The organism is Cellulosimicrobium sp. KWT-B (assembly GCF_002127155.1).
GTDB classification, from domain to species: Bacteria; Actinomycetota; Actinomycetes; order Actinomycetales; family Cellulomonadaceae; genus Cellulosimicrobium; species Cellulosimicrobium funkei.
This window is the reverse complement of record NZ_NEDO01000004.1, coordinates 465,094-491,909: the sequence shown is the minus strand read 5'-3', so window position 1 is coordinate 491,909 and position 26,816 is coordinate 465,094. Positions and strand designations below refer to the sequence as shown.

23 protein-coding genes and 1 tRNA gene are annotated in these 26,816 nt (G+C 75.3%); 12 read left to right on the top strand and 12 right to left on the bottom strand.

Annotated features, from left to right (window positions below; all coding sequences use genetic code 11):
• Nucleotides 1–5: 5 nt before the first annotated feature.
• Together rocD and ddaH are read right to left on the bottom strand one after the other, a co-directional pair.
• Nucleotides 6–1,310 carry an ornithine--oxo-acid transaminase gene (rocD, locus tag B9L22_RS14920; RefSeq protein WP_086150948.1) on the bottom strand — a complete coding sequence of 435 codons (1,305 nt, stop codon included), beginning with the start codon at nt 1,308–1,310 and terminating at the stop codon, nt 6–8.
• Nucleotides 1,307–2,236 carry a dimethylargininase gene (ddaH, locus tag B9L22_RS14915; protein ID WP_086150947.1) on the bottom strand — a complete coding sequence of 310 codons (930 nt, stop codon included), beginning with the start codon at nt 2,234–2,236 and terminating at the stop codon, nt 1,307–1,309. Before ddaH ends, rocD begins: the two co-directional genes overlap by 4 nt.
• A 308-nt stretch (nt 2,237–2,544) precedes the next feature.
• On the opposite strand from ddaH, the gene B9L22_RS14910 reads away from it, so the two are divergent.
• On the top strand, nt 2,545–3,465 hold the full coding sequence (locus B9L22_RS14910) for a PadR family transcriptional regulator (RefSeq protein WP_233140165.1): 921 nt from the start codon (nt 2,545–2,547) through the stop codon (nt 3,463–3,465).
• A gap of 110 nt (nt 3,466–3,575) precedes the next feature.
• On the opposite strand, the gene B9L22_RS14905 is transcribed toward B9L22_RS14910, so the two are convergent.
• Genes B9L22_RS14905 through B9L22_RS14895 form a run of 3 tightly spaced genes read right to left on the bottom strand, consistent with a single transcriptional unit; the run spans nt 3,576 to nt 5,522 of the window.
• Nucleotides 3,576–4,052, bottom strand: coding sequence for an SRPBCC family protein (locus tag B9L22_RS14905; protein WP_086150945.1), 477 nt, complete (start codon nt 4,050–4,052; stop codon nt 3,576–3,578).
• 11 nt (nt 4,053–4,063) lie between these two features.
• Entirely contained in the window at nt 4,064–4,981 is a 918-nt protein-coding gene (locus B9L22_RS14900) for a hypothetical protein (protein WP_233140164.1), read from the bottom strand.
• Nucleotides 4,982–5,003: 22 nt separating this feature from the next.
• On the bottom strand, nt 5,004–5,522 hold the full coding sequence (locus tag B9L22_RS14895; RefSeq protein ID WP_086150944.1) for an OsmC family protein: 519 nt from the start codon (nt 5,520–5,522) through the stop codon (nt 5,004–5,006).
• A 218-nt stretch (nt 5,523–5,740) separates the two neighbouring features.
• On the opposite strand from B9L22_RS14895, the gene B9L22_RS14890 reads away from it, so the two are divergent.
• Nucleotides 5,741–6,535 (top strand): thymidylate synthase, encoded by a 795-nt coding sequence (locus tag B9L22_RS14890; protein WP_143317341.1) that lies wholly within the window; start codon nt 5,741–5,743, stop codon nt 6,533–6,535.
• The gene (locus B9L22_RS14885; RefSeq protein ID WP_198947309.1) at nt 6,535–7,083 is read left to right on the top strand and encodes a dihydrofolate reductase; all 549 of its coding nucleotides are present in this window, start codon (nt 6,535–6,537) and stop codon (nt 7,081–7,083) included. Before B9L22_RS14890 ends, B9L22_RS14885 begins: the two co-directional genes overlap by 1 nt.
• A 58-nt stretch (nt 7,084–7,141) precedes the next feature.
• Here the strand turns inward: B9L22_RS14885 and B9L22_RS14880 are convergent, their stop codons facing one another.
• Nucleotides 7,142–8,146 carry a nucleoside hydrolase gene (locus B9L22_RS14880; protein WP_086150943.1) on the bottom strand — a complete coding sequence of 335 codons (1,005 nt, stop codon included), beginning with the start codon at nt 8,144–8,146 and terminating at the stop codon, nt 7,142–7,144.
• Between the two features lie 102 nt (nt 8,147–8,248).
• Between B9L22_RS14880 and B9L22_RS14875 the strand changes: the two genes are divergently transcribed.
• Both B9L22_RS14875 and B9L22_RS14870 read left to right on the top strand, forming a co-directional pair.
• A tRNA-Arg gene (locus tag B9L22_RS14875) sits at nt 8,249–8,321 on the top strand.
• A 99-nt stretch (nt 8,322–8,420) separates the two neighbouring features.
• Entirely contained in the window at nt 8,421–8,930 is a 510-nt protein-coding gene (locus tag B9L22_RS14870; RefSeq protein WP_143317331.1) for a hypothetical protein, read from the top strand.
• Nucleotides 8,931–8,940: 10 nt separating this feature from the next.
• Here the strand turns inward: B9L22_RS14870 and arr are convergent, their stop codons facing one another.
• Nucleotides 8,941–9,351, bottom strand: coding sequence for an NAD(+)--rifampin ADP-ribosyltransferase (arr, locus tag B9L22_RS14865; protein ID WP_021481156.1), 411 nt, complete (start codon nt 9,349–9,351; stop codon nt 8,941–8,943).
• A gap of 146 nt (nt 9,352–9,497) precedes the next feature.
• On the opposite strand from arr, the gene B9L22_RS14860 reads away from it, so the two are divergent.
• From B9L22_RS14860 to B9L22_RS14850, 3 genes are all read left to right on the top strand, one after another.
• Nucleotides 9,498–11,408, top strand: coding sequence for an alkyl/aryl-sulfatase (locus B9L22_RS14860; protein ID WP_086150941.1), 1,911 nt, complete (start codon nt 9,498–9,500; stop codon nt 11,406–11,408).
• Between the two features lie 103 nt (nt 11,409–11,511).
• Complete coding sequence (locus B9L22_RS14855; protein ID WP_076406227.1) at nt 11,512–11,694, top strand: antitoxin; 183 nt, start codon at nt 11,512–11,514, stop codon at nt 11,692–11,694.
• A gap of 260 nt (nt 11,695–11,954) precedes the next feature.
• Nucleotides 11,955–12,632 (top strand): PAS and ANTAR domain-containing protein, encoded by a 678-nt coding sequence (locus tag B9L22_RS14850; RefSeq protein ID WP_143317329.1) that lies wholly within the window; start codon nt 11,955–11,957, stop codon nt 12,630–12,632.
• Between the two features lie 88 nt (nt 12,633–12,720).
• Here B9L22_RS14850 and B9L22_RS19780 read toward each other — a convergent pair whose 3' ends face one another.
• Entirely contained in the window at nt 12,721–13,812 is a 1,092-nt protein-coding gene (locus B9L22_RS19780) for a hypothetical protein (RefSeq protein ID WP_143317328.1), read from the bottom strand.
• 773 nt (nt 13,813–14,585) lie between these two features.
• On the opposite strand from B9L22_RS19780, the gene B9L22_RS14835 reads away from it, so the two are divergent.
• Together B9L22_RS14835 and B9L22_RS14830 are read left to right on the top strand one after the other, a co-directional pair.
• Nucleotides 14,586–18,623, top strand: a complete 4,038-nt coding sequence (locus B9L22_RS14835) for a hypothetical protein (protein WP_233140163.1) — start codon at nt 14,586–14,588, stop codon at nt 18,621–18,623.
• Between the two features lie 24 nt (nt 18,624–18,647).
• Nucleotides 18,648–18,926, top strand: coding sequence for a hypothetical protein (locus tag B9L22_RS14830; RefSeq protein ID WP_143317326.1), 279 nt, complete (start codon nt 18,648–18,650; stop codon nt 18,924–18,926).
• A 29-nt stretch (nt 18,927–18,955) separates the two neighbouring features.
• On the opposite strand, the gene mscL is transcribed toward B9L22_RS14830, so the two are convergent.
• The 3 genes from mscL to B9L22_RS14815 all read right to left on the bottom strand — a co-directional run bounded on the left by mscL (nt 18,956) and on the right by B9L22_RS14815 (nt 20,822).
• On the bottom strand, nt 18,956–19,474 hold the full coding sequence (mscL, locus tag B9L22_RS14825; RefSeq protein ID WP_233140162.1) for a large conductance mechanosensitive channel protein MscL: 519 nt from the start codon (nt 19,472–19,474) through the stop codon (nt 18,956–18,958).
• Between the two features lie 130 nt (nt 19,475–19,604).
• Nucleotides 19,605–20,330 (bottom strand): SAF domain-containing protein, encoded by a 726-nt coding sequence (locus B9L22_RS14820; protein WP_086151033.1) that lies wholly within the window; start codon nt 20,328–20,330, stop codon nt 19,605–19,607.
• 183 nt (nt 20,331–20,513) lie between these two features.
• Nucleotides 20,514–20,822 (bottom strand): FmdB family zinc ribbon protein, encoded by a 309-nt coding sequence (locus tag B9L22_RS14815; RefSeq protein ID WP_086150937.1) that lies wholly within the window; start codon nt 20,820–20,822, stop codon nt 20,514–20,516.
• 289 nt (nt 20,823–21,111) lie between these two features.
• Here B9L22_RS14815 and B9L22_RS14810 point away from each other — a divergent pair, with 289 nt between their 5' ends.
• Nucleotides 21,112–23,655, top strand: a complete 2,544-nt coding sequence (locus B9L22_RS14810; RefSeq protein WP_369824851.1) for a penicillin acylase family protein — start codon at nt 21,112–21,114, stop codon at nt 23,653–23,655.
• 72 nt (nt 23,656–23,727) lie between these two features.
• Here the strand turns inward: B9L22_RS14810 and B9L22_RS14805 are convergent, their stop codons facing one another.
• Nucleotides 23,728–24,360, bottom strand: coding sequence for a 5-formyltetrahydrofolate cyclo-ligase (locus B9L22_RS14805; RefSeq protein WP_034654285.1), 633 nt, complete (start codon nt 24,358–24,360; stop codon nt 23,728–23,730).
• 179 nt (nt 24,361–24,539) lie between these two features.
• Between B9L22_RS14805 and B9L22_RS14800 the strand changes: the two genes are divergently transcribed.
• The gene (locus tag B9L22_RS14800) at nt 24,540–26,780 is read left to right on the top strand and encodes an NTP transferase domain-containing protein (protein ID WP_086150935.1); all 2,241 of its coding nucleotides are present in this window, start codon (nt 24,540–24,542) and stop codon (nt 26,778–26,780) included.
• The last annotated feature ends 36 nt before the right edge of the window (nt 26,781–26,816 follow it).

Here is a 26,816-nt window from a genome sequence, read left to right as displayed (position 1 = left end):
GGACTCTACCGACCCCGCGCAAGGTCCGTCAGGGCGTCCTCCAGGGCGGACAGCCCGGTCTCGAGGTCCTCGGCCGCGATGGTGAGCGGGGGAGCGAGGCGGATGGTCGAGCCGTGCGTGTCCTTGGCGAGGACGCCGCGCGCGAGCAGCGCCTCGCAGAGGTCGCGGCCCGTCCCGCGCGCCGGGTCGAGGTCGAGGCCCGCCCACAGGCCGAGGCCGCGGACGCCGTCGAGCAGGCCCGCGTCGGCCAGGTTGCTGAGACGGTCCTGGAACCCGGCGCCGAGCTCGCGTGCGCGTCGCTGCGGCTCGCCCGTGCGCAGCAGCTCGACGACCGCGAGCCCGACCGCGCACGCGAGCGGGTTGCCGCCGAACGTGCTGCCGTGCGTCCCGGGCGTGAGCACCTCGAGCACGTCACGCCGCCCGACGACGGCCGAGACCGGCACGATCCCGCCGCCGAGCGCCTTGCCGAGGGTCACGAGGTCGGGTCGCACGCCCCACGTCTCGGTCGCGAGCGTCGCCCCGGCGCGCCCGAGGCCGGACTGGATCTCGTCGGCCACGAGGAGGACGTCCCGCGCGGTCGTGATCGCGCGCAGGCGCGGCCAGTAGTCGTCGGGCGGCACGACGACGCCCGACTCGCCCTGCACCGGCTCCAGGAGCACGGCGACGGTCGTGTCGTCGATCGCGGCGGCGACCGCGTCGGCGTCGCCGTACGGCACGAGGCGGAACCCCGGCGTGTACGGGTCGAACCCGCGTCGGGCGTCGGGGTCGTCGGAGAACGACACGATCGTCGTCGTGCGGCCGTGGAAGTTGCCGGAGCCGACGACGACCGTCGCCTCGCCCGGGGGTACGCCCTTGACGTCGTAGCCCCACTTGCGCGCCGTCTTGATCGCGGTCTCGACGGCCTCCGCGCCCGTGTTCATCGGGAGGACGAGGGAGTCCGCCCCGCCCGTGGTGAGCGGCCCGACGAGCGACGCGAGCGCCTCGGCGAACGGGTGCAGGAGGTCGTGGTCGAACGCGCGCGACGTGAGCGTGACGCGGCCGAGCTGGCGCGTGGCGGCGTCGACGAGCGCGGGGTGCCGGTGCCCGAAGTTGAGCGCCGAGTACCCCGCGAGGAGGTCGAGGTAGCGGCGACCGGTCACGTCGGTGACCCACGACCCCTCGGCGCTCGCGACCGTGACGGGCAGCGGGTGGTAGTTGTGCGCGAGCGCACCGCCGCCGGTGCCGTCAGCCGACCGGTCACCGCCGAGCGGGCCGGTGGCGCTGCTCCCGCCCCTGCGGCCGTCCGACGCGCGGACCTCCTGGGCGGTCACGACGCGCTCCCGGCCGGCGCCGGGGAGTGGACGGCGGGCTCGCGGATCTCGAGCGTGCAGCACTTGGCCCCGCCGCCGCCGCGCAGGAGCTCCGACGTGTCCACCGCGACCGTCTCGTAGCCGCGCTCGCGCAGCGCCGCGGCGAGCCGGCCCGCACGCGGCGAGTGCACGACGTGCGTCCCGTCGCTCACCGCGTTGAGGCCCAGCACGGCGGCGTCCTCCTCGGTCGCGAGGAGCGCGTCGGGGTAGCGCTCGCGCAGCACCTCCTGCGCGGCGGGGGAGAACGCGGCGGGCAGGTAGACGACGTCGACGGCCGGCGGGCCGGTGAGCGCGGGGTGGGTGGTGTCGTCGGGGTGCGCGGCGTCGTCGGCCCCCGGGATGCCGGCGGTGCCCTCGTTGCCGCGCAGCACGGTGAGCGCCGTGTCCAGGTGGTAGAACCGCGGGTCCACGAGCTCGAGCGTCACGACCTCCCGGCCCCACAGGGCCGCGGCCTCGGCGTGCGCGGCGCGCTCGGTGCGGAAGCCGGTGCCGGCGAGCACGACGTCGCCGGCCAGCAGCAGGTCGCCCTCGCCCTCGTTGACGTGCTCCGCGAGGTGCGTGACGTACCCGTGGTCGGCGAACCACTTGAGGTAGGCGGCGCCCTCGGGCCCGCGCTCGGGGTGGGTGAAGCGCGCGGAGTAGACGAGGCCGTCGACGACGGTCGCGCCGTTGGCCGCGTAGACCATGTCCGGCAGGCCGGGGACGGGGTCGATCGTCTCGACGGTGTGGCCGAGGTCGCGGAAGGTGTCGCGCAGGCGTTCCCACTGCGCGACCGCGAGCGCGGTGTCGACCGGTGTGCGCCGGTCCATCCAGGGGTTGATCTCGTAGCTGACGGTGAAGTACGTCGGCCGGCACATCAGGTAGTGCCGGGGCTGGCCTGGGCGCATCGCCGCCTCCTCGCGGGAGCCGGGCCGCCGGGGTGGTGCGGCCCGGGTGGGTGCCGGACGGGGGATGCGCCCGGTGCTGCTGGTGGCTGCCGGTTGGCTGCTGGAAGTCAGCGTACGTCCGGGAGGTGTGCGCGTCCTGGGACGGCACGCGAGCAGCAAGGGTGTTGACAGCGATATTCCATCGATATATCGTTACCGTATCGCTGAGCCCGAGATGCGGCTCGCGACGACCGCGCGGCCGGACCGGCCCGCCACGCTCCGCGGACCACCCGGAGCCCTCGAACATCCACGGACAGGAGACACCTCTCATGCACCACGCACACCAGCACCGGGGCAGGACCCCGGAGAACGTCCAGAACATGTCCCAGCCGTTCGGCGAGCGACCCGGGCCGCGCCCGGACCGCCGTCGTCGCGACGGCTTCCCGCCCGTGCCCGACGACGCGGGCTGGTTCCGCGGCGACGGCCCCCGTGGCCGCGGCGGAGCCCGCCGCGGTGGCGGACGCGGGTTCGGCGGACCGGCCGACGGCGGCCGGGGCTTCGGCCCCGGCGGCCCGGCCGACGACCGTCGCGGGTTCGGCCCGGGAGGCCCCGGGTTCGGCCCGGGCGGGCCCGGCTTCGGTCCGGGTCACGGCGGTCGCCGGCACGGGGGCCGCGGTCGCGGCCCCGGGCGCGCCGGTCGCGGCGACGTCCGCGCCGCCGTCCTGCTGCTCCTCGCCGAGCAGCCCATGCACGGGTACCAGGTCATCCAGGAGATCGCGGAGCGCAGCGAGGGCCAGTGGCGCCCGAGCCCCGGCGCGGTCTACCCGGCCCTGAACCTGCTCCAGGACGAGGGGCTCGTCGAGCTCTCGGCCGACGGCGGGCGCCGCCTCGCGACGCTCACCGAGGCGGGCACCGCGTACGTCGCGGAGCACGCCGACGAGCTGGGCGACCCGTTCGCCGACGCCGCCGGTCGCGGCGGCCGCCCGCGGCGCGAGCTGCGCGCAGGCGTCGAGGCTGTGGCCGCGGCGGTCCACCAGGTCGCCCGCACCGGCACCGACGAGCAGACGACGGCGGCCGCAGAGCTCCTCGAGCGCACGCGCCGCGAGCTCTACCTGATCCTCGCCGGCCCGGCCGTCCCCGACACCTCGCCCGGCACGGCGCCGGGTGCCACGGCGACCACCGCGGGCGACCGCGCGTCGTCGGGCAGCCCGACGGAGGACACCTCGGTGGAGGACGGGCCAACGGCCTGAACCCACCACCCCGGACCCGGGGTCGCGCGATACCGACGCTGGTCGGTCCCGTGGGGCCCCGGGTTCGTCGCGTCCGCGCGGCGCGGCCCGGCCGTCGGGTCCGCTCGCGGCTACCGGCGGGCGCGCAGGCGCGCGTCGAGGCGGCGCAGCGAGACGTGCATCATGACGCGCAGCGCGACCCCGACGAGGGGCGCCGTGATCCCGCAGGGGACGGGACCGGCGAGGTACGCCTCCTCCCACCACACGACCCGGCAGCGGCCCGTGCCGAGCGGCACGACCTCGAAGCCCGCGTCGCCGAGCAGCGCCGGGCCCAGCTTGCGGATCCGCGTGCTGCCCGGGCGGCCCGCCGCCACGGACGGGCGGTCGAGGGACTCGACGACCATGCGGTCCGGGAATCCGCGGCCCGTGCGTCGGACGAGCGGGCCGCTCACCATGGTGAACCGGTCGCCCACCTCGGGGCCTCGGCCCGCCGGGGTCGCCATCACAGTGAGCGGGATGAACCGCGGGTGGGTCCGCGGGTCCGCGACCCACGCGAACGCGACGGACGCGTCGACGTCGAGCTCGCGCGCGACGGCGACGCGCCGCACGCCCCGGGTCGTCACTCGGCGTCGCGGGCGGGGGAGCGGTCGCGACGCCCCCGCCCCGGCAGCAGCCGACGACGGCGGCGCGGCTGCGCGTCCTCGGGGACGGGGACGAGCCGCGGCGGTGCGTCCTGCACGGGCGACTCCACGACCTCGAGGAGCCGGCCGAACACCGACGGCGGCGGCCCGAACGCGCGCCGCGACTGGGCGATCACGCCGTGCCCGAGCGCCCGCGCCCCCGCGACGCCCACGACGGCGCCGACGCCGAACGGCACGAGCCGGCCGAGCGCGAGGCCGGACTGCTTCGCGAGCTGGGTGCGCAGGAACCGGTTGCCGAGCGCCTTGTTGACCTTGACGAGCGTCCCGGCGGGCATGCTCGTCAGGAGCACCTTGCCCCACGCGAGGCCCGACCCCTGGGTCGCGCGCTCGACGTCGCGCGCGCCCTTCTCGCCGAGCACCGTGGCGAGCAGGAGCGCCCGACGGCGGCCCACGTCGTCCACCGCGATGCCGTGCACGTCCGCCACCGCGAGCGCGAAGGCCGCCGAGGACGCGAAGAACGTCGCGACGTCGCTCGACGTCAGCGCGATCCCCACCCCCGTCCCGACCGCCGGGAAGGCGGCTGCCGCGCCGACGGCGCCGCCCGCCGTCTGGATGACGAGCAGGTACTCGCGCTCGAGGATCCGGACGATCTGCGCGGGGCTCGCCTCGGGGTTGCGCCGGCGCACGGAGTCGACGTGCGCCCGGATGACGTGCGACGGGATCGTGACCGCCTTGTCGAGCGCGGCGTCGAGCAGCGGCGTCGGCCGGTAGGCGGACCACTCGACCGCGTCCTGCGTCGAGAGGTCCCTGCGCCCGGCGTCCGGGGGCGGGGTCCCGTACTCGGGCACGCCGCCGCGCGGCACGGGGTTTCTCGAGGGGTCCTGCTGGTACGCCATGGCGCCTCCCGTCATCCCGCGGTCAGTCCTGGGTCTCGACCTCGCGGCCGGCACCCTCCGGCTGGAACAGGTAGTCGACCTCGGCGCCGGCCTTGACCGTCCGTCCTACCGTGCACGCCTTGTCGATCGCTCGCGCGGCGACGGTGACGAGCCGGTCGCGCGCGTCGTCGTCGAGCGACGTGAGGTCGATGTCGTACGTGCCCGTGATCTTCGGGTAGCGCTCCTCCTCGAGGAGCTTGTCGCCCTGGACGTGGATCGTCACGGCGTAGTCGTCGCCGAGGCGGCGCGCGAACGTGCGGTCCGTGCTCATGCCCGCGCACGCCGCGAGCGCGATCTTCAGCAGCTCGCCGGGCGTGAACACCGCACCCTCGCTCGCCGGGCCGATCGAGACCTCGGCGCCGCGCGCCGACCGGCCCGTGTACGTGCGGGTGCCCGTGCGCTCGACCCACAGCGCGTCGGCCGGGGCGGGCGACGGCGCGGGGACGTCGTGCGCGGCCTCGTCGGCGGCGCTCAGGGTGTTCTCGGCTGGCTGCGTCGTCATGCGTGAATCCTCGCACTCGTCGGGTCGCGGCGTCGGGGCGTCCGCCCTCCGGGGAACGTGCGGCGGGCGCGCGCGATTCCCGCGCGCGTGCCGAGCGTCACCGGCGCCACGGCGGACCGGTGCCTAGACTGGCGGGCGTGGCCCTCGACGCAACCGACGTTCCGACCGCACCCGTGCGCACCGCCGAGCCCGCGCCGTCGGGCAGCGCGCCCGGGCCCGTGCCCACCCCGTACGAGGACCTCCTGCGCGACGTCCTGGCGCACGGGACGCCCAAGGGCGACCGCACGGGGACGGGCACGCGCAGCGTGTTCGGACGGCAGCTCCGCTTCGACCTGTCGCAGGGCTTCCCCCTGATCACGACCAAGCGCGTGCACCTCAAGTCCGTCGCGTACGAGCTGCTGTGGTTCCTGCGCGGCGACTCGAACGTGCGCTGGCTGCAGGAGCGCGGCGTGCGGATCTGGGACGAGTGGGCCGACGCCGACGGCGAGCTCGGCCCCGTCTACGGCGTCCAGTGGCGCTCGTGGCCGACGCCGGACGGCCGCCACGTCGACCAGGTCGCGCAGGTGATCGAGCAGATCAAGGCGAACCCCGACTCGCGGCGGCACATCGTCTCCGCGTGGAACGTCGGGGAGATCGAGGACATGGCGCTGCCGCCGTGCCACGCGTTCTTCCAGTTCTACGTGGCCGACGGCCGGCTCTCGTGCCAGCTCTACCAGCGCTCGGCCGACCTCTTCCTCGGGGTGCCGTTCAACATCGCGTCGTACGCGCTGCTCGTCCACATGGTCGCCGCGCAGGCCGGCCTCGAGGTCGGCGACTTCGTGTGGACCGGCGGCGACGTGCACATCTACGACAACCACGTCGAGCAGGTGCGCGAGCAGCTCACGCGCGAGCCGTACCCGTACCCGACGCTGCGCCTCGCGCCCCGCGACTCGATCGACGCCTACGAGTACGAGGACATCGAGGTCGTCGGGTACCAGCACCACCCGACCATCAAGGCGCCGATCGCTGTCTGATGCTCGGACTGATCTGGGCCCAGGCGCGCGACGCCGCCGGGCGGTCCGTCATCGGCGCGGGCGGCACCATGCCGTGGCACCTGCCCGAGGACCTCGCGCACTTCCGGCGCGTCACGTCGGGCCACCCCGTGGTCATGGGCCGCCGCACGTGGGACTCGCTCCCGCCGCGGTTCCGGCCCCTGCCGGGGCGCCTCAACGTCGTCGTCACGCGCCAGGAGTCGTGGGTGCCCGACGGCGGCCGCCCCGAGGGTGACGGCGGCGCGCCCGTGCGCGTGGCCGGGTCGGTCGACGCGGCGCTCGCGGCCGCGTGCACCGCGGCCCGGACGAGCGGCTCGGACGAGGTGTGGGTCATGGGCGGCGCCCAGCTCTACGCCGCGACGGTCGCCGCCGCGGACCGGTGCGTGGTCACGGAGATCGACACCGTCGTCGACGGCGACACGTTCGCCCCCGAGGTCCCCGCCGGGTGGTCGGTGCTAGCGGGCGACTGGGCGACGTCGTCCACCGGTCTGCGCTACCGCGTCGTCACCCACACCCGCCCCCCTCGCTGAGTGCGTGAGCTCGTCGCGCTCGCCCGGTCGGAGCGCGACGAGATCACGCACCCAGCGGTCAGGCGGGGTCGCCGACGCGGCGCAGGGCGTCGAGCACGAGGTCCCAGAACCGGCCGTGGTCGAGGGCGACCGCGACCTGCGTGCGGCACTCCTCGGGGCCGGGCTCGTCGCCGCGCAGGTCGGCGACGGTCATGCCGGTCGTCAGCCCGCCGTGCAGCTCGACGTCCAGCGGCGCGCGGCGCGTCGTCATGACCGACGGGTCGACGACGTACGCGACCGCGCACGGGTCGTGCACGGGCGGGGAGGGGAAGCCCTGCGCGGTGCGGTACGTCGTCCCGTAGAAGTCCAGCAGCTCGCCGACGAACCGGGCCGGGGCGGTGCCGAGCGCGGCGATCCCGTCGAGCACGTCCGCCGTCGCGACGGCCTGGTGCGTGAGGTCGAGACCCACCATCGTCACCGGCCACGCCTCGGTGAGCACGACGTGCGCCGCCTCCGGGTCCGCGAGGACGTTGAACTCCGCGACCGGCGTCCGGTTGCCCACGTGGTACCCGCCACCCATGAGGACCACCTCGCGGACGCGCGGCACGATCCGCGGCTCCTTGCGCGCGGCCATCGCGACGTTCGTCAGCGGGCCCGTCGGGACGAGCGTGATCTCGCCCGGCTCGGCCGCCAGGACCGTCTCGATGATGAGGTCCACCGCGTGCCGGTCGTCGAGGGCGCGGCGCGGGGCGGGCAGCACCGGCCCGTCCATGCCCGAGTCGCCGTGGATGTCCGGCGCGACGATCCGGGGCCGGACGAGCGGACGGTCGCACCCGGCAGCGACCGGCACGTCGATCCCGGCGAGCTCCGCGACGGCGAGCGCGTTCCGCGTCACCTTCTCGAGCGTCTGGTTCCCGGCGACCGTCGTCACCGCGACCAGGTCGACGGCGGGGCTCCCGTGCGCGAGGAGCATCGCGATCGCGTCGTCGTGGCCGGGGTCGCAGTCGAGGACGATCCGGCGGGGCGGGGTCGTGCGGGAGTCGGGGGTCGGCGGGACGGGCTGGGCCGGGACGTGAGCGGACATCGACCCATCCTCGCGCGTCCCCGGGGTCCGGGGCCGCCGGTGCGCTTCGCGTCCGGGCGCCCGTGACGGCTAGGCTGTGCTGCGGCCCTGACCCGGGGCCACGCGCCTGTAGCTCAGGGGATAGAGCACCGCTCTCCTAAAGCGGGTGTCGCCAGTTCGAATCTGGCCAGGCGCACGGTGCGCGGACGGCGGCGCCCCGCGCCGACGTCGCTGCGGCTCCGCGGGACTCGGAGCCCGGTGGCTCGCCCGACGACCGTGCCGAGAGGTGGCCGCCATGCGCTCCCCGAGGACCCAGCGTGCGATCGCCACCTCGGTCGAGGTGGCGGTCTACGTCGTCCTCGCCTGCGCCGCGGTCCTCGCGGTCGGCTCCGGGGTGTCCGGCACCATCAACGGCTGGAGCGCGCAGCACGACGGCGAGGTCGGCACCTTCACGCCGGTCGAGCAGAGCTGCAACCGGTCCCGGAGCGCGGTGATCTGCACCTGGACCGGGACGTGGACGTCCGACACGGGAGGCCGGACCATCGAGGGGGTCCTCCTCGACGAGGACCTCGGGACGGGCGAGGGGGACCCGCCGCCAGGCCCCGTCCACCCCACGCTCCACCACGACGCCTTCTCCGACCCGCAGGTGGTCTACCGGCCGGGCGACCGCTCGTGGCTCCTGTCCCCGGTGATCGCCGTGGCCCTGCTCGGCATCGTCGGCGTCGCCGCGTGGCGGACCCGGAGATGGTCGCGCCGGGTCGCCTCCGGCGCCGGACGCGAGGCTCGGCACCGGCGCACGTCCTGACTCCCGGCGGTCAGTTGATGATCTCGCCGCGCTCCTCGGTCCGCAGGGCCGCGAGGCGCGCGCGCCAGCTCGCGAGCTCCTCGGGGCTCAGCCGCGGCCACTCGGCGACCTCGCGGACCACCCGCAGGGGCGCGCTGCTCCGGTAGGACCGCGTGGGGTTGCCCGGGAACTTCTTGTCGGTGACGTTCGGATCGTCCTCGAACGGGCCGGTCGGCTCGACCTCGTAGACGCGCGGTGCGGCGTCCCCGGCCGCGAGCTCGGCGGCGAGCGCGGCGCCGCCGACGAGCGCGGTGAAATAGACGTGGTTCATGACGATCTCGGGCCGGTAGTTCGACCGGAACCCCGCGGTCAGCAGGTCGCCCGCCTGCAGGTCGGCCTTCGTCCCGTGGAAGAAGGGCCCCTCGTCCGTCGCCTGGATCACCCGTTCAGGGTAGGCCGGGCGGGCGTCCGCCGTCGGCCCGCGGCTTCCGGTTGCGGTTCTCCCGCCCCGCGGGCAGCGTCGCCGTGGGGGGCGCGACGCCCGGACCGCTCCCGCGACCGCGTCATCCGCCTGCCGAGGGAGCCACCGTGCCGTACACGCCGAAGGACGCCACCCCCACCACCGCCACCGCCAACCGTGACGCGCGCGCCCTGTACGCGCTCGACGACGTCGAGGACTTCGAGACCGCCCGGCGCGGGCACCTCGCGGACGTCCCCGGCGGGAAGATCCTCCTCGACGACGGCCGTGTCAGCTACGACACCACCGCCGTGGCGTTCCTCGACGACGACGCGTCCGAGAACCCGGACACGGTGAACCCGAGCCTGTGGCGCCAGGCGAAGGTCATCCACCGCGCGGGCCTGTACCGGGTGGTCGACCGCATCTACCAGTTCCGCAACGCGGACATCGCGAACCTGACGATCGTCGTCGGCGACGAGGGCCTGATCGTGGTCGACTGCGCGTCGTCGGTCGAGTTCGCCCGGACGGGGATGGCGGTGTTCCGCGAGCACGTGGTCGACCTGCCGGTCGTCGCCGTGATCTACACGCACACCCACATCGACCACTACGGCGGCGTCAAGGGCGTGGTCGACGAGGCGGACGTCGCCTCGGGGAAGGTGCCGATCATCGCCCCGGGCACGATCGCGTCGTTCGACAAGTACGCGATCGGCGAGAACGTCGTCGCGGGCAACGCGATGAGCCGTCGCGCGTCGTACGCGTTCGGCAGCCTGCTGGACCGCGACCCGCGGCAGTTCGTCAGCTCGGGCATCGGGTCGGGCACGGCGGACGGGCCCACGGTCTCCTACATCTCGCCCACGGACCCGATCACCGAGACGGGGCAGTCGCGGCACATCGCGGACCTGACGTTCGAGTTCCTCTACGCGCCGGACACCGAGGCGCCGGAGGAGATGCACATCTGGATCCCGGAGCTCAAGGCGCTCACGTGCGCGGAGAACGCGAACCACTCGCTGCACAACATCCAGACGCTGCGCGGGGCGCGCACCCGCGACGCCCGGAACTTCGCGCGCTACCTCGACGAGACGCTCGTGCGGTGGGGCGACGAGGTCGAGGTGCACTACGGCCCGCACACGTGGCCGGTGTGGGGCAACGCGGAGGTCGTCGCGTTCCTCGAGTCGCAGCGCGACACGTACAAGTACATCCACGACCAGGCGCTGCGCCTCGCGAACAAGGGGTACACGCCGCTCGAGGCGGCGGAGGTCGTCGAGCTGCCCGAGGTCCTGCGCCGCAAGTGGTACAACCGCGGCTACCACGGGACGCTCCACCACGACGTCCGCGCCGTCTTCACCAAGGAGCTCGGCATGTGGGACGGCGACCCGGTGTCGCTGCACCCGCACCCGCCCGTCGACACCGCGACGCGCTACGTCGCCGCGTTCGGGCGCGACGCGATCCTCGCCGAGGGGCGTCGCGCCGTCGAGGCCGGCGACTACCGGTGGGCCGCGCAGGTGCTGCACCACCTCGTCTTCGCGGACCCGGACGACGTGGAGGCCAAGAACCTCCAGGCCGACGCCTACGAGCAGATGGGCTACCAGGCCGAGGGCCCGCAGTGGCGCGGGGTGTTCCTCACCGCGGCCCGGGAGCTCCGGGAGGGCATCCTCGCCGCGAGGTTCGCGACGGCGAGCCCGGACACGGTCGCGGGCATGCCGATCGACATCCTCTTCGACTACGCCGCCGTGCACGTGATCGGGGAGAAGGCGGCCGAGGTCGACGTCCGGTTCGACGTGGACTTCACCGACCGGGACGAGACGTGGAACGTGCGCGTGCGCGACGGCGTCCTCAACGCCCGTCCCGGCGCGTCCGACGGCGCACCCCTCACGGTCCGCGCGCCGAAGCCGCTCGTCGCGGCCGTGCTGCTGCAGCCCGCGGCGGCGGCGAAGCTCGCGCACGCCGGGCAGGTGACGCTCGACGGCGACACCTCCGTGCTCGACGCCTACGCGTCGGTCCTCGACGAGTTCGACCCGAACTTCCCGATCGTCACGCCGTAGCGCACGGCCGGTCCGGGCCGGGCCTGCCAGGGTGCGACCGGGAGCGTCCGGTGGACACGATGGCGGTCTCGGCCCGACCGGGCCGACGGACGGAGGTGACATCGTGGGGATCGACGACCTGAAGGGCAAGGCGTCCGACGCGCTCGACAGCGACAAGGGCGAGAAGGCGTCCGACGCCGCGCTGGACAAGGGTGGCGACGCTGCGTCGAAGGCGACTGGCGGCAAGCACGACGACCAGATCGACAAGGGCGCCGAGCGGGCTGACGAGCACCTGGGCCAGCAGTAGACGCGGGACCTCCGCACCAGCATCGGGTCCGGGCCGTGAGGTCCGGGCCCGGTCGCGTGCGTCCGCAGGGGCGTTCGTCGCCGGGCACCGCGATCGTCTCGCTCCAGCCCCGCCGCCGTCCGGGCAAGAGGTACACCGGCTGCGGGCTTCTTCACGGGCCGGTGCCCCCTGCGGCACCTCGGCCGCACGGACACCCTAAGAACCGTTTCCCCGTGCTCGCCACCTGTCGCCTTCTCCGGTTCGGGAGTACGGTCGAAGGGTTGAGTCTGGACCTGGCTCCTCATCCTCTGGAGAAGACGGAGCACGACATGTCCGTGGACGACCATGCCCTCGACCATTCCTTGACCCGCGGGGCGGGTCAGAAGATCGGCCAGTATCGCCTCGACCTGGGTACCGGCACCTGGTGGTGGTCGTCGGAGACGTACCGGGTCCACGGGTTCGAGCCGGGCGACGTGGTGCCGACCACCGAGCTCGTCCTGGCGCACAAGCACCCCGACGACCGCGAGCACGTGCGTGCGGTCCTCGACCGCGCCGCGACCACGGGCGAGCCGTTCTCGAGCGTCCACCGCATCATGGACGCCCACGGCGTCGAGCGGTACGTCGTCCTCGTGGGGCAGGGGCGCCGGGACCGCGACTCCGGCGAGGTCGTCGAGCTGCTCGGCTACTTCGTCGACATCACGGCGACGGTCGCGGGGCGCGCGCAGGAGCGCGCGCGCCGGGACATCACCGCGGCCGCCGAGGGCCGTGGCCCGATCGAGCAGGCGAAGGGCATCCTCATCGCCACGCACGGCGTGAGCGCCGACGAGGCGTTCGCCCGCCTCAAGCAGGTCTCGAACGACAAGAACGTCCGCCTGCGCGAGCTCGCCTCCGTCGTCGTCGACGAGGCGGGACGCGCCGGCGGGGACTGCGCCGAGCGCGTCGACGCGATCCTGCGGTAGGCACCGCAGGCGAGAAGGGCCCCGCACTCCCGGACGGGAGTGCGGGGCTCTCGCGCGTGCGGACGTGGTCGGGTCGCCCCGGGCCCGGCTAGGCCGACGCGGGCGTCGGGGCGGGCGCGCTGCCGGGTGTCGACGGCGTCGGCGCGGTCCCGGTGCTCCCGTTGCCCGTGCCGGTCTCCGCCTCGGACTCGGTACCGCCGCCGGTCCCCCCGGTGCCTCCCGCCCCCTCGCCCGGGCCCGGCGAGGGCGTCGGGGCCGGCTCCTCCGGTGTCGTCGGGTCGGGGGTGGGGTCCACGGTCGGCTCCGGGGTGGGCGTGGGCGTGGTGGACGGCTCGTCGGAGGGCGTCGTCGACGGCGAGGGGCTCGGGCCCGGCGTCGGGACGGTCGACGGGTCCTGCGAGGGACCGCTGGGCACCGGCGTCGCCGGGTCCTCGGTGCTCGGGGTCCGCTGGTGGCTGATCGTCGTCCCCGACCCCTCGACGCCGCGGACGGCGTCCGCGAGGGGCTTGCCGAGGACGAGCTCGACGACGAGGACCACGCCCATCACGGCGACGAACAGCGCGAGCGCCGTCACGGTGAGCACGCGGCCGCGCCCGTACCGGTCGATGAGCCGCAGCCAGCGGTTCTGGCCACCCTCGGAGCCGTCCGCCCCGTCCGCCCCGGCCGCCCCGGCCGCCTCGGCCGCCCCGGTCGCCTCGCCGTCGGCCCCTGCCGAGCCGACGGCGGTGGCCACCGCCGTCTCGACGGTGTCCGCCCGCGCGTCGGGCTCGACGGCCCCACGGGGCACCGACGCGACCGCCGTGGTGGTGCGGGTACGCGTGGTGCCCGTGCCCGCGGTGGCCTGCACGACCTTGCCCACGACGGGCACGAGCTGCTCGCGCGTCTTCTGGATCGAGCGCGTGTAGACGTAGTTCGCGACGACGGTCAGCGCGCTGGCGATGCCGGCGCCGATGATCGTCCCGGCGGTCCCGAAGTAGGAGAGGAGCACGGTGGTGCTCACCGCGGCGAGCGCGCTCGCGATGACCTGGGTGAGCGAGAGGCGGGCCGGGGCCTCGCGCTCCTTCTCGGGAGCCGGCTCCGTGGTGCGTCCCGCGGGGGGCCCGGCGTCGGGGCCGGGCTCGTCGCGCGGGACGCGCGGGGCGTCGCGGTCGAGGCGGGGGTTCTCGGAGGGCGTGGTCACGTGGTGCTGTTTTCCGGTCGTCGGCGGGCTGGTCCGCCCGCCGCCACCGGCCGTGACGGCCGCGCGCCAGGGACCGGCGTCGGGCCACGGGCGTCCTTCCACGGTAGGACGTCCGTGTGGACCTCGCTCACGGGGGCCGTGCCCGGCCCTCAGAGGAACCGGGAAGATCCTGTGACGCCGCCGGTCAGGTCGTCGGACGCCGCACCCGCCGGGTCGCAGGGCGCTCCGGGCGTGCCGCACGGCGGAGGAGGGCCGTATCCTGCCGAGGGTCGTCGTGACCGTACGGGGGCCGCCCAGCAGGGTGCGGTGTGAGACGCGCCACACGGTGCGACGGCGGACCGGTGGCCCGCGACCCGCGGAATGCCGCGCCTCCTGGTGGACGCCCGTCCAGGTCGTTCTCAGGCGTTTGTGCGGCTCGCTCGGTGGTCGTGCGTCCAGGGCCCCGAGCCGTGTTGACGCCTGGGCTGCGCGCCGTGCAAGATAGTTCTCGACAGCGCGCATCGCCTGCCCCCTGCGCGGTGCGCGCTGTTTCACACTTCTCCGGGAGAACATCTCGGAATTGCTCGGAAACGACGGCCTCGGAACACGAATTCTCGTGATCCGGGGCCGTTCGTCGTTCTCGCGGCGGCCCGCGCCCGGGTGTGGTCGCGGCCCGGCGCCGTGCGGCGCAGCGGGTCGCGTCCTCCCCGGCGCGCCGCGTCGAGCGGCGGGAGGCGGACGGTTAGCGTCGGAGGGTGAATGCCGCAGCCCGCACCAGCTCAGCCGCCCGGAGCGTGGCCGATCCTGCTCGGCTGCCCTCGACCCCTCCCGGCGGGACCGACCGGCCCGACGCCGAGGCCGCCGACGTGACGTCGTCGCGCCCCGTGCTCGTGCCCGAGCCCACGACGTCCGACCTCGTCGACGAGGCGGTCGCCCGCTGGCGCGCCGGGCTCGTCGAGCTCGCCGGAGGCTCGTCGCTCGCCGACGTCTCCCTCCTCGGCGACGCCGTCGTCGACCTCACCGCCGCGCACCCCTCCGGCGTCGCCCAGCTCTTCGCGGGGCGGCCGACCCGGTTGTCGAACCTCTTCCGGGAGGGCGGCTCCCTGCCCGCAGCCCGCCGGCGGGCGCGCGCCGTCGTCGTGCGGGCCGCCGAGCACGCGCAGCGCTACGGCGTCGCCCCGACGTACCTCGCGATCGGCGTGGCGACCTGGACCCAGAGCCCGACGGCGCCCCTCGCCGAGGACGACGTCGCGGCGCTCGCCCGCGTCGCCGGCCGCGCGCCCACGGTGGTGCCCGCCGACGGCGACGCGAACGGCCCGACGGACGTCGAGCCCGCGGCGTCGGCACCCGACGCCCCCGACGCGCTGCTCACGCGCCCCGGCGACCCGTCCGACGGCGTGCCGGGCCCCGAGGAGGAGCCCGCGCCCCGGACGGTGCGCGCGCCCGTCCTGCTGCGCCCGCTCACCGTCACGCCCCGGGGCGACGGCGAGACGGACTACGAGCTCACGCTCGAGCCCACCGCCGAGATCAACCCGCTCCTCGCGCGCACGCTCCGGGCGCACGGCGCGCTCCTCGACCCCGTGACGCTGGCACGGTCCACGTTCACCGGCGCGGGCTTCGACCCGGGCGACGCGACCCGGCGGATCGCGGCCCTCGGGCAGGCGGTCCTCGACGACTTCGACCTCACCCACCGGGTCCTCGTCGGGACCTTCGTGCACCCGGGCCAGGTGCTGGTCGACGACCTCGACGAGCTCGCGCCCGCGCTCGAGCGGCACGAGGTCGTCGCGGCGCTCGCCGGGGACGAGCGGTCCGCCGCCGCGCTGCGGGCCGACCTCCCGGCACCGCGCGTCGGCGACGCCGACCCCGTGCTCGAGCGCGGCGCGGGCGACCTCGACCCGTCCCAGCGGCACGTCGTCGACGTCCTCGCGACCGGCTCGCACCTGTTCGTCGACGCCCCCACCGGGTCCGACGTCGCGGGCACGCTCGCCGCCGTCGTCGCCGAGGCCGCGGCGTCGGGGCGCCACGTCCTCTACGTGCCGGGCCACCGCCGCGCCGCCGACGCGCTCCTCGCCCGTCTCGACGCGCTGGGCCTCGACGGGCTCGCGCTCGACGTCGCCCCCGAGCCGACGTGGCGCGAGACCGCCTCGCACCGGCTGCTCGCCGCGATGGCGACCGAGCCGGAGCCGGTCGAGGACGACGACCTCGTCCGCACGCGCGACGCCCTGCTCGGTGCACGCGCCCGGCTCGCGGGGTACATCGAGGCGCTGCACCTCGTGCGCGACCCGTGGGGCGTGTCGGCGTACGACGCGCTCCAGGCCCTCGCGCGGCTCACCGCCGAGCGCCCGGCGCCGGACACGCGGGTGCGGCTCACGACCGAGGTCGTGCTCGCCGTCGGGCCGCAGCGCGAGCGGGTCGCCGCAGAGCTGCGCGAGGCCGCGATGCTCGGCGCCTTCACCGCCCGCGCGACGTCGACCCCCTGGTACGGCGCGGCGCTCACCACGCCGCAGGAGGCGCACGACGCCCTCGTGCGCGTGGAGCGGCTGCGCGCCCACACGCTGCCGCAGCTGCGCGCGCAGGTCGAGCAGGTCGCGGAGCGCACCGGGCTCACGACCGCGACGACGCTCCGCCAGTGGGGCGACCAGCTCACCATGCTCGGCGGGATGCGGGGCACGCTCGACGTGTTCCAGCCGCTCATCTTCGAGCGCACCGCGCAGGACATGGTGGAGGCGACCGCGTCGAAGCAGTGGCGCGAGCAGCACGGGATCGAGATGGGCTGGTTCGCGCGTCGCCGGCTGCGCCGGCAGGCGCGCGACATGGTGCGGCCGGGCGTCCGCGTGCCCGACCTGCACGCCGCGCTCGTCGAGGTGCAGGCGCAGCGCGCCGTCTGGCAGGAGCAGTGCCCCCGTGGCGGCTGGCCCGTGCTGCCCGAGGGGCTGTCCGCCATCGAGGACACGCACGAGGCCGTCCGCATCGACGCCGAGGAGCTGGAGCCGGTGCTCGCGGGCACGCCTGCGGGCGGCGGGCTGCTCGACATGCCGCTCGACGCGCTCGCCGCCCGCCTCGACGCGCTCGCGGAGGACGCCGCCGCGCTCGACGCGCTCCCGGCGCGGACCGCGATCCAGCACCGGCTCACCGACCTCGGCCTCGGCGAGCTCCTCACCGACCTCGCGGCGCGCCGCGTCGAGCCCGACGAGGTGGGCCCCGAGCTGGAGCTCGCCTGGTGGAGCTCGGTGTTCGAGCAGATCCTCGCGCAGGACCAGGCGCTCGCCGGGCAGGACGGCGCGGGCCTCGACGCGCTCGCGCGCCGGTTCCGCGAGCTCGACCGCGCGCACGTCGCGTCCCTCGCGGCGCCCGTCCGGGCGGCGGTCCGTGACCACCTCGGGACCGCGATGCGCGAGCACCGCGACGAGGCGGAGGCCCTCTTCACCGAGCTGCTCGAGGGCCGGCTCGTGAGCCTGCGCGAGACGGCGGAGCAGCACCCGGCCGTGCTGCGCCGGCTGCGCCCCGTGCTCGTCGCCACGCCGACGCTCGTCCCGCACCTCGTGCCGGCGACCCGCACCGTCGACCTCGTGGTGCTCGACGCGATCGAGCACACGCCCGTCGAGCTCGTGCTGTCGGCGCTCGCGCGCGGGCGCCAGGTCGTCGCCGTCGGCGACCCGCGGGCGGCGTCCACGGACACCGTGCGCGAGCTCGCCGAGCTCCTGCCCACGGTCGCGCTGCTCGCCGACGGCTCGCGACGCGACCCGTTCGTCACCACGTTCCTCGCCGAGCACGGCTACGCGGGCGTGCTGCGCCCGTCGCCGCTGCCGCGCGCGGAGGTCCTCGTCCAGCTCGACGTCGTCGACGGCGCCGGGATGCCCGACACGGCGTCCGGCGCGGTCGAGAGCACGCAGGCCGAGGTCGACCGCGTCGTCGAGGTCGCGATCGAGCACGCGCTCACCCGGCCGGACGAGTCCCTCGCGATCGTCACCGTCACGCCCCTGCACGCCGACCGCATCCGCGACGCGCTCCTCGTCGAGGTCCGGCAGAACCCGGCGCTCGCCGGGTTCTTCTCCGGCGCCCGCGCGGAGCCGGTCGTCGTCGCGGACGTCTCCGGCGTCGCCGGGCTCGTGCGCGACACGATCGTGCTGTCCGTCGGCTTCGGGAAGACCCCGCACGGCCGCGTGCTGCACCGGTTCGGCATCCTCAACACCCCGGGCGCCGAGGCCATGCTGCTCGACGCCGTCGGGGCGACGCGGCGGCGTCTCCACGTCGTCTCGTGCTTCACGGCGGGCGACCTCGACCCCGAGCGCCTGCGCGGCGCGGGCGCCCGGCTGCTCGCCGAGGTGCTCGACCTGGCCGAGCAGCGCAGCGGCGCCGCCGACCAGGTCACGCTGGGCAACGGCGTCGACCTCGGCGGCAGCCCCGACCGGCTCGTCCTGGACCTCGCCGAGCGGCTCTGGCGCGCGGGGCTCGTCGTCGAGACCGACTACGGCATCGGCGACGGCGACCGCATCCCGCTCGTCGTCGGCCACCCGGACCTGCCCGGCGAGCTCCTCGTCGCCGTCCTCACCGACGACGCGGCCTACGTCGCCGAGCGCAGCGTCCGCGTGCGCGACCGGCAGGTCGCCGAGCGGCTCGAGCGCATCGGCTGGACGGTCGCGCAGGTCTGGTCCGCCGCCGCGTTCCTCGACCCCGCCAAGGAGGCCGAGCGCATCCGGCGGGTCGTGCAGGCCGTGCGCGACGCGCGGCTCCCGGAGACGGGCGGCGTCGCGCAGACGGGCGGGGGCGACCGGATCGTCGTCGTGCCGGTGATCGACGACGACGAGCAGCACGGCGACGAGGACCTGTAGCCGGCCGGTGGGACCATGGGACGCGTGAGCACGACCGCCGACCCGAGCCCCGACCCGCGGCACCTGCCCGACGACGTGCGCGACCGTCCCGAGCCCGAGCCCGAGCCCGAGGCCGAGGCCGGGCGCCGTCGGCGTCCGCGGCGGGCCGTGCGACGGGGGACCGAGAGCACGGTGGTGTCCGGCACGAGCGCCGACGAGCGGGCCGAGGGCTGGGGCGACGAGTCAGCCCCCCGCCGCGGCGCGCCGGGCGAGAACGACGACCGCCTGCTGGGCGACGTGCCGCCCCACTACGGGCGCCACTGACGGCTCGCCGGGCGACCGGCCGAGCGGCGTCAGAGGTGCCGCGGGGGCGTCGGCCCGCCGGGCGTCGTCCCGCCGGGCGTCGTCCCGCCGGGCGCCGTCCCGCCGGGCGCCGCGCCGGGGCCGCTGCCGGCCTGGGCGGCGAGGAGGTCGCGGATCTCCTGGAGCACGCGCACGTCCTCGGCCGGTGCCTCAGGCTCGGGCTCCACGTCCTTCTTGCGTCGCTCCGCGAGCTTGTTCATCGGCAGGACGATGACGAAGTAGAGGGCGACGGCGATGATGAGGAACTGGAGGATCGCGTTGAGGACCCCGCCGACGGAGATGACGGAGGGCGGGATGTCCTTCGCCTCGTTCCCCGCGCGCAGCGTGATGTCCCACAGGCCGGTGAGGTCGGGCTTGCCGAAGATCGCCCCGATGAGGGGGTTGATGAAGTCCTCGACGATCGCCGTGACGACGCCGGAGAACGCGGCCCCGATGACGACGCCGACCGCCAGGTCGATCGCGTTGCCCCGGAGCACGAACTCCTTGAACCCTTGGAACACGCCCTTCATGTGCTGCTTCCCTCTCCTGTCGACGGCCACGCGTGGCGGCGGCGCCACGACACGTGCACGCGCGATCCTGCCAACGGGCGCGGCGAGCGGCAACGGCTTCGCCCGGCGGGTCGGCGGTCTCGTGGTGTCGTCACGGGACCAGGACGGCCGTGACCGGGGCGTGCCCGGACCGCGCCGCCAGCCGGACGGCCTCCTCGGGGCGCACCGCGACGAGCGTCACGACGTCGGAGCCCGACCCGCCGCTGCCGAGCAGGCCGCCGCCGTCGTCGGGCTCGGGTGCCGGCACGACGACCGCGGCGCGGGCCAGGTACGGGTCGTCCGGGGGAGCGGACCCCGTCTCCGCGGGTTCCGTGGGCGCAGGGGCGAGCGCGGGGTCGCCCGCGGCCAGCAGGTCGACGCGGTCGCCCGGCCCGAGGAGCGCGGCGACGCCCGGGTCGAGCCGGACGGGGGCGACCACGGTCCCGTCGGGCGCCCCGGCGGCGAGCTCTCCTCCGGCGACGAGGCCGTCCTGGAGGAGCGTGCCCTCCGGCAGGGCGACGGTCGCGCGGCGCCCGACGACGTCGTCGGCCCGGGTCGGTGCCCCGGCGGGCAGGAGGGAGGCCGGGACGTGGTCCACCCGCACGTCGGGTGCCGCGAGCGTGGTGCCGGGCGGCACGGCGCGGGCCGTCACGACGGCGGGAGCCGTCGGCGGTGGCGGGGGCCGCAGCGCACCGACGACGACCGACGCGGCGAGCCCGCAGCACAGCGCGGCGACCACGAACCGGGACCGCCACCACAGGCCGTGCAGCAGCCGCCGTCGGGCGGCGGCGCGGCCGGGGTGGGCTGACGGGCCGGGCGGGCGGGAGGAGCGAGGCATGGCGCGACCGTAGCCGCGCGCGGCGAGCCGGTGGCCGCGGTGCGCGGCGGTCTGTGGACGACGCGGCACGCGGCCCGCGCACCGTGAGCCGACCGACCCGCTGTGGTCGGCCGCGCACCGGTGCGGCGCGACGCCGGAGCGCGGGCGCGTCAGGGGCGAGCGACCCGACGGCGCCGCGTCAGGTCAGGACGACGCGGCAGAGCTGCTCGACGCGCCGCCCGAGCTCGTGCCGCCCGACGACGACGACCCCGACGACGACGAGGAGGACGACGCGCTGGACGTCGAGGCGGCGGGCGCCGTCGACGTCTTCCCGCCGGACCGCGAGTCCGTGCGGTAGAAGCCGGAGCCCTTGAACGTCACGCCCACGGAGGAGAACACCTTGCGCAGGCGGCCCGAGCACTCGGGGCACACCGTGAGGGCGTCGTCGCTGAACGACTGGTGGATGTCGAAGGCGTGACCGCAGGCGGTGCAGGTGTAGGCGTAGGTGGGCACGGGTTCTCCTCGTTCACGAGACGGCCGTCGAGGCGGCCACCGGCGGGTCGGGATCGGGACGGTCTCGGCCTGGTCGACGGTGTCAACACCGCCTGGCACTCGAAACTTCCGAGTGCTAATCATACGCGGACCGGCGCCCGGGCAGGGCCGGGGTAGTCTCGCATCCGTGTCTGTGCACGAACCCGCCGAGGCCCCCGCCGGTGACCCCGCCACCGGTGCCGACCCCGCGACCCCGGGCGAGGCCGCGGCCCCGCCACGGCGCCGTCGCCGGTCCGCGCGCCGGCGCGTCCTGATCGGCGTGGCGGCGCTGCTCGTCGTCGCGCTCGTCGCGGGTGCCGCGTTCGTCGTGGTCACCGTCCGGCGCCCGCTCCCGCAGGCGTCCGGCGAGATCTCCGTGCCCGGCCTCGGCAGCGAGGCGACCGTGCTGCGCGACGCCCAGGGCGTGCCGCAGATCTACGCCGACACTCCCGAGGACCTCTTCCGCGCCCAGGGCTACGTCCAGGCGCAGGACCGCTTCTTCGAGATGGACTACCGCCGCCACGTCACGTCGGGGCGGCTCGCCGAGCTCGTCGGCGACAACCCGGACGCGATCGCCGCCGACACCGTGACGCGCACGTTCGGCTGGCGCCAGGTCGCGGAGGAGGAGTGGGACGTCGTCTCCCCCGAGACGAAGGCGTACCTCCAGGCGTACGCGGAGGGCGTGAACGCCTACCTGGAGGACCGCAGCCCGTCGGAGATCGCGCTCGAGTACACGGTGCTGGGGCTGCAGGTCGACGTCGCCGAGCCCGAGCCCTGGGACCCGGTCGACTCGCTCGCGTGGCTCAAGGCGATGGCCTGGGACCTGCGCGGCAACTACGACGACGAGCTCGACCGCGCGCTGGCCTACGGCACGCTCCAGGACACGGCGCGCGTCGGGGAGCTGTTCCCCGCCTACCCGTCCGAGCTCAACGCGCCGATCCTCGAGCCCGGCGAGCTCGAGAACCCGCAGGAGGTCGCGCTCGACCTGGGCCCGCAGGCCCGCGCCGAGTACGGCTCCGACCACCTCCAGGCCGCGCTCCAGGCAGCGGACCGCGCGCTCGGCGCCGTCCCCGTGCTGATCGGGCGCGGCGAGGGCACCGGTTCGAACTCGTGGGTCGTCTCCGGCGAGCACACGGCGTCGGGCAAGCCGATCCTCGCGAACGACCCGCACCTCGCCCTCGGGGCGCCCGGCATCTGGGCGCAGGTGGGGCTGCACTGCAACGAGGTCTCCCCGGCGTGCGGGTTCGACGTCGCGGGCTTCTCGTTCGCCGGCTTCCCCGGCGTGGTCATCGGGCACAACGCCCAGCTCGCCTGGGGCCTGACGAACATGGGCGCCGACGTCACCGACTTCTTCGTCGAGCGCGTGCGCGACGACACCTACCTGCGCGGCGACGAGTGGGTCCCGCTGGAGACCCGCACCGAGACGCTGCGCGTCGCCGGGGGCGACGACATCGAGATCGAGGTCCGCTCGACGCTCCACGGGCCGATCGTCTCCGAGGCGATCCCGGCGACGGACGCGGCCGTCGACACGCCCGCGCTGGACACGCGGCTGGGGGAGTACGCCGTCGCGCTCCAGTGGACCGCGCTCGAGCCGGGCCGCACCGCCGACGCCGTCTTCGCGTTCAACCTCGCGCAGGACGCCGAGGACATGCAGGCGGCCGCCGCGCTCTTCGAGGTGCCGGCCCAGAACATCGTCTTCGCGACCGCGGACGGCCACATCGGCTACCAGGCGCCCGGGAAGATCCCCGTGCGACAGGCGGTCCCCGACGCCGAGGTGCCCTCCGACGGCACGTGGCCGCGCGACGGCTCCGACGAGCGCTACGACTGGCAGGGCTACGTCCCCAGCGAGCAGATGCCGCGCGTCGTGGACCCGGCCGAGGGCTTCATCGTGGCCGCCAACCAGGCCGTGCTGCCGGACGGCGTCGCGCCGTTCCTCACGACCGACTGGGACTACGGGTACCGCTCGCAGCGCATCCGCCAGCTCCTCGAGGCCGAGATCTCGGCCGGGCGCACCGTGGACGTCGACACGATGAACGAGGTCCAGGTCGACGACCGCAGCCCGTACGCCGAGGTGCTCGTGCAGCCCCTGCTCGAGCAGGAGATCGACGACGACTTCGCCGCCGAGGGCCAGCAGCTCCTCGCGGACTGGGACTACCGGACCGACACCGACTCCGCCGCGGCGGCGTACTTCGCCGCCGTGTGGCGGAACCTGCTCCAGCTCACGTTCTGGGACGACCTGCCCGAGTCGGCGCGCCCGGGTGGCGGCAGCCGCTGGCTCGCCGTCGTGCAGAACCTCCTGGAGAACCCGACGGACCCGTTCTGGGACGACCGCCAGACCGTCAGCGTCGTCGAGACGCGCGACGAGGTGCTCACGCAGGCGCTCGTCTCCGCGCGCCTCGACCTCACCGTCGAGCAGAGCAAGCAGCCGTCGGACTGGGCGTGGGGCAAGATCCACGTGCTCGCCCTGAAGCACCCCGTGCTGGGCGGCGAGTCGATCCCGGGGCCGGTGCGCGACTACGTCAACCCCACCCCGGTCGGCATGCCGGGCGGCTCGTCGATCGTCAACGCGACCGCGTGGGACGCCGCGTCCGGGTCGTTCGACGTGACGGCCGGGCCGTCGATGCGCATGGTCGTCGACCTCGGCGACCTCGACCGCTCGACGTGGGTGACCGTCACGGGCACCTCGGGGCACCCGGCGTCGAAGCACTACGCGGACCAGCTGAAGACCTGGTCCCGCGGCGAGACGTACGCGTGGCCGTTCTCCACCGAGGCGGTCGCCGAGGCGAGCAAGGACGAGCTCACCCTCGTGCCGTAGCGGAGCCGCCGGCGCGTCCGCCCCGTGCGCGGGCGCGGTGGCGGACGGCGCGGTGGCGGACGGCGCGGCCCGCTACGGCAGCCAGCGCCAGCCGAGGGGCGTCGCGACGGCGTCGACCGTGCGGTCGTGCGGCTCGACCGGCAGCGGCCGGTCGCTCGCGTCGTAGACCTCCTCCGGGAACACGACGGCCACGACCTTGGTGCCGGGGCGCACGTGCTCGAGCGCGCGGTCGTACCACCCGCCGCCCTGGCCGAGCCGGACGCCGCGCGAGTCGACGGCGAGCGCGGGCGCGACGACGACGTCGGCCTCGGCGATCGCTTCCGGACCCAGGGTCGGGGTGCCGGGCTCGGGCGGCCGCCCGGGCGCGCGGACCTGCAGGTCGGCGGGGCCGTCGTAGACGGCCCAGTCCCGCTGGAGCCCCGCGCCGAGCACGGGGAGCAGCAGGCGGACGCCGCGCGCGGCGAGGCGCTCGAGCATCGCCGACGTGCCGGGTTCACCCGGGCGTGCGGCGTAGGTCGCGACGCACGTGGCGGCGGCGACCTCGGGGATGGTCTCGACGACGTCGGCGATGGCGGCGTCCGCTTCCTTGCGGAGCCGCTCCGACCGCGCCTGACGGTGGGTGCGGATGGCCTTGCGGAGGATCTCCTTCGCGTCCTCGGCTTCGATGCTTCCGTGCAGGGGGTATGGCTGGACCGGGCCACTCATGTCCCTATTGTCACCCGGCGCGCGCGTCCGCGCCGACGCCGCGCGGGTGACCTTCGGCCCCGGAGGCCCGGAGCGGGTTCCGCGGACGCGTCCGGGGTGCCTATGATCGGAGGGAGCCAGTAGTTCGGACTCCTGACAAATGGGTCGCCGTCCGACAAGGTGCCGACAGTGAGGACGCCATGACCGCGACGACCGCGAACCCCACCGAGACCACCCCACGAGAGGGCGCCCACCCGAGGACCGGTCGGGCCGCCGTCGTGCTCGCCGCGGGCCACGACGACGCGTCGCGCGAGCTCCTGTCGCGGCCCTTGGGTGACGCGACGGTCGTCGAGCTGGCGGTCGCGAACGTCCGCCGCGTCGTCGACGCGGGCCGCATCGTCGTGGTCGTGTCGCCCGACGACCCGACCGTGCGCGAGCTGCTCGGCGAGGACGTCGTCTACGTGGAGCAGGAGTCGCCGCTCGGCACGGGCGACGCGGTCCTCGCGGCGCGCGAGGCGATCGCGTCGGTGCTCGGGCCGGGCGTCGACGAGCCGGTCCTCGTCGCCTACGCGGACACGCCGCTGCTGCGCTCCGAGTCGCTGCTCGGGCTGTTGACGCGCCACACCCTCACGGGCGCGGACCTGTCGCTGCTCTCCGCGGTCGTGGACGACCCGGACGGCTACGGGCGCGTGGTCCGCGCCGGGGGCGAGATCACGGCGATCCTCGAGTCGTCCGAGGTCGCGGACGTCACGCCCGAGCCGGGCACCGAGATCAACGTGGGTGCGTACGTCGCGGCGCCCCGCCTGCTGTTCGGCGAGCTGGAGCGCATGGCGGCCGACGGCGAGCACCGGCTCACCGAGCTCGCGCGCCGCGTCATCGGGGCGGGCAAGCGCATCTCGTCGTACCGCATCGTCGACGTGGACGAGGTCCGCGGCATCAACACCCCGGACGAGCTCGCCCAGGCGGCGGACATCGTCCTCAAGCGCCTGTTCGTGCCGAAGAAGAACACGGACACGAAGATCGTGTTCGGCACCGGCGGCTGGCGCGCGGTCATCGGCGAGGGCTACACGCTCGCCAACGTGCGCCGGCTGTGCCAGGCCATCGCGAACGAGACGATCCGCCGCGGGCTGGACGGGAAGGGCGTCGTGATCGGCGGCGACCGCCGCTTCCTCTCGCGCGAGTCGGCCATCGCCGCGGCCGAGGTCTTCGCGGGCAACAACATCGCCGTGACCCTCCTGCCCGACGACGTCCCGACCCCGCTCGTGACCTTCGCCGCGCCCTACCTCGGGGCGGCCTACGGCATCATCGTCACCTCGAGCCACAACCCGCCCGAGTGGAACGGCATGAAGGTGTTCCGCCAGGACGGCTCGCTCCCGCTCGACGACGAGACGGACCGCTACCAGGACGAGGCGAACGCGCTGTCGGTCGACGACGTGATCACTCTCGACATCGACGTGGCCCGCCGCACGGGCGTCGTCGTCGACCGGTCGCTCACGGACCCGTACGTCGACGCGATCGAGCGGATCATCGACGTCGAGGCCGTGCGCGGCTCGGACCTGCAGGTCGTCGTGGACCCGATGTACGGCACGAGCCAGCTGACGCTCGGCACCATCCTGTCCGACATGCGCGTGCGGTCGGAGTTCATCCACGCGGCGCACAACCCGCTGTTCGGCGGCGTCGCGCCGGCACCGGACCTCCAGCGCCTCAGCACGCTCGTGACGATGATCCAGCAGGGCGGCGGCCGCTACGACCTCGGCATGGCGACGGACGGCGACTCGGACCGCATCGGGATCGTCGACGAGACGGGCGAGTACATCTCGACGAACGACCTGCTCCTCCTCCTGTACTGGTACCTGCACGAGGTCCGCGGCGAGAAGGGCGGCGTGGTGCGCAACCTCGCGACGACGCACCTGCTCGACCGGCTCGCGGCGCACTTCGGCGAGGAGTCGCGCGAGGTCAGGGTCGGGTTCAAGCACGTCACCGCGGGCATGGCGGAGATCGGCGCCGTGCTCGGCGGCGAGTCGTCCGGCGGGCTGACGATCCGCGGCTGGATCCTCGGCAAGGACGGCATCTTCGCGTGCGCCCTCGTGGCCGAGATGCTGGCGCGCACGGGCAAGCGGATCTCCGAGCTGCGCGCGATGCTCTACGAGATCACCGGCCGCCTGTACACGCTCGAGGCGGGCGTGCCGGCCACCCCGGAGATGCGCGTCGAGGTGCCGCGCCGGCTCGAGGCGCAGCCCCTCACGCACGTCGGGCCGTACCCGGTCGTCTCGGTCTCCCACCTCGACGGCACCAAGATCCTCCTCGAGAACGACAACTGGGCGCTCCTGCGGTTCTCCGGGACCGAGCCCGTCCTGCGCATGTTCGTCGAGGCGGACACCCCCGAGAAGGCCGCCGAGCTCCTCGAGTGGCTGCAGGGGTTCGTCACCGCCGGCGTCTGACGCCCGCGCCCCCACCCGGCACCCCCGCCGCACCCA